Annotated in this window: 3 protein-coding genes; 2 read left to right on the forward strand and 1 reads right to left on the reverse strand. The window is 69.2% G+C overall.

The window, feature by feature from the left end:
- The first annotated feature begins 364 nt into the window (after positions 1 to 364).
- Together E1286_RS45810 and mgrA are read left to right on the forward strand one after the other, a co-directional pair.
- On the forward strand, positions 365 to 2,455 hold the full coding sequence (locus tag E1286_RS45810) for a S9 family peptidase (protein WP_132623478.1): 2,091 nt from the start codon (positions 365 to 367) through the stop codon (positions 2,453 to 2,455).
- Entirely contained in the window at positions 2,452 to 3,435 is a 984-nt protein-coding gene (mgrA, locus tag E1286_RS45815) for an L-glyceraldehyde 3-phosphate reductase (RefSeq protein ID WP_132623480.1), read from the forward strand. The genes E1286_RS45810 and mgrA overlap by 4 nt, the downstream gene beginning before the upstream one ends.
- A gap of 3 nt (positions 3,436 to 3,438) precedes the next feature.
- Here mgrA and E1286_RS45820 read toward each other — a convergent pair.
- A partial coding sequence (locus tag E1286_RS45820) for a lysylphosphatidylglycerol synthase transmembrane domain-containing protein (RefSeq protein ID WP_132623482.1) occupies positions 3,439 to 5,138 on the reverse strand: 1,700 nt, incomplete at its 5' end.

The following is a 5,138-nucleotide window of genomic DNA, read 5'->3' on the forward strand; positions in this document are numbered from 1 at the left end:
CTCGTGATCCCCGCTCGGAGGCGTTCATTTCGTCTTTCGTTGTGGCTTTATTCTTTCAGCCGTTCAAGTTCCTGTCAAATTGACCGGACTTGCTCGATCTGCGGGAATTAAGCCTGCCCCCTTTCGGAGACAACCCCTCTAACTTACCAGCCACTCGACCGTTCTGCGAATCGATCGCGCGACCTGGGGTCAGCGGGATTACCGGCGCGACGAGCACACAACACACCAAAGTCACCGAAGTGAAGGAGGAGGTTGTGCCGCACCGCGTCGGCTCCTCAAGATTAGCAGCGCTCTCCGGCGCCTCAGGCCGGTTCGTCTCGTTCTCCGGCAACAGAACGATCACAACCGAACATAGACTCCCCACGTGAGCAGCAACACGCCGCCAGTGGCGAAGAAGGTCCCGACGAAGCGGACGCATCACGGCGACACCGTCATCGACGAGTACGCCTGGCTGGGCAACAAGGAAGATCCCGACACCACCGCCTATCTGGAGGCGGAGAACGCATTCCTCAAGCAGCAGACCGGTCACCTGTCCGGCCTCCAGGAGCAGGTGTTCCAGGAGATCAAGGGCCGCACCCAGGAGACCGACCTGTCGGTGGCCAGCCGCAAGGGCGCGTGGTGGTACTTCACGCGTACGGAGGAGGGCAAGCAGTACGCGGTCTCCTGCCGGGTGCCGGCCGACGGCGACGCGCCCCCGGAGATCATCCCCGGTGTCCGCCTCGCCGACGAGCAGGTGATCCTCGACGGCAACGAGCTGGCCGGCGACAACGCGTTCTTCTCGATCGGCACGAGCGCGGTCTCCCCCGACGGCACGATGCTCGCCTACTCCACCGACTACAAGGGCGACGAGCGGTTCACGCTGCGGTTCAAGAACCTCGAGACGGGCGAGCTGCTCCCCGACGAGATCACCGACATCTTCTACGGCGGCGCCTGGTCGGCCGACGGCTCGACCTTCTTCTACACGCGCGTGGACGACGCCTGGCGGCCGTACCAGGTCTACCGGCACGCCCTGGGCTCCCAGGAGGACGCGCTCGTCTACGAGGAGAGCGACGAGAAGTACTGGGTCGGCATCGGCCTGACGCGCAGCGAGCGCTACCTGGTGCTGGGCGCCGGCAGCAAGATCACCAGCGAGGTGCGGATCCTCGACGCGACCGACCCCACGGGTGAGTTCCGCGTCGTTCGCCCCCGCACGACCGGCGTCGAGTACGGCGTCGAGCACGCGGGCGACTTCTTCTACGTCCTGCACAACGAGAACGCCGAGAACTTCGAGCTGGCCACCGCGCCCCTCGACGACCCCGGCACGTGGACTCCGCTCATCGCCCACCGCGACGACACCCGGCTGCTGGAGATCGACGCGTTCTCCGACCATGCGGTCGTGCACTTCCGCCGCGACGGGCTGACCGGGCTGCGGGTGCTCCCGTACAGCGCCGACGGGCGGTCGTGGCGCGAGCGGGTCGAGGCGTCGGAGCGGAACGCGTACGAGATCGACTTCCCCGAGCCGCTCTACGACGTCAACCCGGCGGGCAACCCCGAGTTCACGACCAGGCGGCTGCGGCTGGCGTACACGAGCATGGTGACCCCGCCCAGCGTGTACGACTACGCGCTCGACACGCACGAGCTGATCCTGCTCAAGCAGCGACCTGTGCTCGGCGGCTACGACCCGGGCGACTACGAGCAGTTCCGCGAGTGGGCCATGGCCGAGGACGGCACGAGGGTCCCCGTGTCCATCGTGAAGCGCAAGGACGCGGCCAAGCCCGCCCCGACCCTGCTGTACGGCTACGGCAGCTACGAGACCTCCATCGACCCCGGCTTCTCCGTCCCGCGGCTGTCGCTGCTCGACCGGGGGTTCGTCTTCGCGGTCGCCCACGTGCGGGGCGGCGGGGAGATGGGCCGGCGCTGGTACGAGGACGGCAAGCTGACCAGGAAGCGCAACACGTTCACCGACTTCGTGGCCGTGGCCAGGCACATGAAGGCGACCGGCTGGAGCGAGCGGGTCATCGCCAGGGGCGGCTCGGCGGGCGGGCTGCTCATGGGCGCGGTGACGAACCTGGCGCCCGAGGAGTTCGCGGGCGTCGTGGCCGAGGTGCCCTTCGTGGACGCGCTCAACACCATCCTGGATCCGTCGCTTCCGCTGACTGTGATCGAATGGGACGAGTGGGGCGATCCGCTACACAACCCCGACGTCTATGCCTACATGAAGAGCTACTCGCCGTACGAGAACGTGGACGGCAGGCCGTACCCGCCGATTCTGGCGATCACCAGCCTGAACGACACGCGCGTGCTCTACCACGAGCCGGCGAAGTGGATCGCGAAGCTGCGGGCGACCGCCTCCGGCGGACCGTTCCTGCTGAAGACGGAGATGGGCGCGGGGCACGGTGGGCGGAGCGGGCGTTACGACGCCTGGCGGGAGGAGGCCTTCGCCCTCGCGTGGATCATTGAGAGGGGCACGGCATGACCTATCAGGCCGACGAGCGGCGTTACGAGCGCCAGCCGTACAACAGGAGCGGACGCAGCGGGCTCAAGCTGCCCGTGGTCTCCCTGGGCCTGTGGCACAACTTCGGCGACAACCGGCCGATCGAGAACTCCAGGGCGATCCTGCGCCGGGCGTTCGACCTCGGGGTGACGCACTTCGACCTGGCCAACAACTACGGCGTGCCGTACGGGTCGGCGGAGCGGAACTTCGGGCGCATCTTCCGTGAGGACTTCGCGCCGTACCGGGACGAGCTGATCATCTCCACCAAGGCGGGGTACGACATGTGGCCCGGCCCGTACGGCGAGTGGGGGTCGCGGAAGTACGTGCTGGCCAGCCTCGACCAGTCGCTGCAGCGCATGGGGCTCGACTACGTGGACGTCTTCTACAGCCACCGCCCCGACCCGGAGACGCCGCTGGAGGAGACCATGGGCGCACTCGACCGGGCGGTGCGCTCGGGCAAGGCGCTGTACGCGGGCATCTCCAACTACTCGGCCGAGCAGACCGCCCAGGCCGCGCGCATCATGCGCGAGCTGGGCACCCCGCTGCTCATCCACCAGCCCTCGTACTCGATGATCAACCGGTGGATCGAGGGCGGGCTGCTCGACGTGCTGGAGGAGGCGGGGATGGGCTGCATCGTGTTCTCGCCGCTGGCCCAGGGGCTGCTGACCGACCGCTACCTCGACGGGGTGCCGGCCGACTCGCGGGCGGCGACCAGCCGGTTCCTGAGCGAGGACAAGATCGACCGCAAGCTCGCGCGCGGCCTCAACGAGATCGCCAGAGGGCGGGGACAGACGCTCGCGCAGATGGCGCTGTCGTGGACGCTCAGGGACCCGCGGGTGACGAGTGTGCTGATCGGCGCCAGCAGCGTGCGGCAGCTGGAGGACAACGTGGCCTGCGTCGACGGGCCCGCGTTCACCGAGGACGAGCTGAAGGCGATCGACGAGGTGACGGCCGGCCGCTGACCGTCAGAGGGCATCGTTGCGCTGGAGGTAGGTGAAGGACGCCCAGCCCGGCAGCACCGGCAGCCAGAACGTGAGCAGCCGGTGCAGCAGCACGGCAGAGGTGGCCAGCTCGCGCGGCACGCCCGCCACCGTCAGGCCCGCCGCGAGCGCGAGCTCGACCGCGCCCAGACCGCCCGGTGTGGGCGCGGCCGAGCCGATCGCGTTGGCCGTGAGGTAGACGACGGCGACGGCGGTGAAGCTGATGTCGCCGCCGAACGCGCACACGCAGGCGTACAGGCACACCACGAACGCGATGGTGATCATGAGGGTGCCGACGCACGCCTCGACCATCTTGCGCGGCGACTGAAGCACGTCGAGCAGCCTCGGCAGCACGTTCGAGAACAGCTTGTGCATCCGCGCGGTCACCAGCCTGCGCAGCGGCGGCACGCCCAGCACCACCACGACCAGCAGCGCCAGCGCGAGCAGCGCGAGGACGAGCCCGCGCGAGGGTGTGAAGGACGTCGCGGTGCTGGAGCCGGTGATGTAGGCGAACAGCAGCAGCAGCGCGATGTGGAAGACCAGCATGATGAGCTGCGAGGCGCCCACGCTGGCCACCGCGCTCGCCGGCCGGATGCCGCGCTTCTGCAGGTAGCGGGTGTTGATCGCGACCCCGCCGACGGCGGCGGGCGCGACGAGCTTGACGAACGACGACGCGAACTGCACGAGCACCGTGCGCCAGAGCGGCAGGTGCTCGGGCACGAAGCCGCGCAGCATGAGCGCGGCGGCCACAAAACTGACGAACGACGCGACGAGCGCGACCCCCGACCAGGCCCAGTTGGCCGTGGTCACTACCCGGTAGAGGTCGACCTGGCTGAGCTGGGACATGACGATGTAAGCGGCGACCGCGCCGGCGATGATCGTGATCAGCGTGCGGGGGCGGAAACGTTCGAGGCGGACCTCCTCGACCCTGTTCTGCGGCCTCAGCGCGACGATCTGCTCGCGGATCTCGGGCAGCACGTGTTTGGCCTTGGCCAGCGCCGAGCGCGTCTCCCTGGTCAGGGCGATGCGCTGGAGCAGTGGTATCGCCGCGGCCAGCGCGTCGGGGCCCATCACGGCCGCCGCGGCGCGCACCGAGCGCTCGGGGCCGACGCGCAGCGCCAGGTAGGTGAGCAGCTGGGCGACGTCGAGGCGGAGCAGCAGGTCGCCGGCGGCGATCTCGCCGCTGCGCGGGTCGGTCAGCACGATCCGGCCGGCCTTGTCGAGATGGATGCCGTCGCCGGTGAGGCGGCGGTGGGCCAGGCGCTGGATCTGCAGCAACCCGACCTGCTCCCAGATCTGGGCGAGCAGGTCGTCGTCGATCTCCTCGTCGGGCACCTCGTCGAGCGGGCGGGTGTCGAGGTGCTCGTAGGCGAGCAGGGCGGCCTCGGTGCCGATCTCGCTGGTGCCGAGCAGGCGGGGCGTGCTGGCGCCGGCCGCCTGGGCGGCGTACGCCATGAGGGCCTCGCGTTCGAGCTCGGCGCGCAACGAACGGATCGCGCGGCGCCGGGTCTCGGAGTTGAGCCTGATGCGCCGCCACAGCCGGTACGGCAGCCCGGCCACCTGGCGGTCGCGGTCGAGCACGGTCACGTCGAGGCTGGTGCCGTCTTCGAGGCCGATGGCGTAGCGGCGGCTGCCCTGGTGGTCGTCCTCGATGCGGCGGGCGGAGACCGGGGAGAACGACAGCT

Source organism: Nonomuraea terrae (genome assembly GCF_004348995.1).
GTDB lineage: Bacteria > Actinomycetota > Actinomycetes > Streptosporangiales > Streptosporangiaceae > Nonomuraea > Nonomuraea terrae.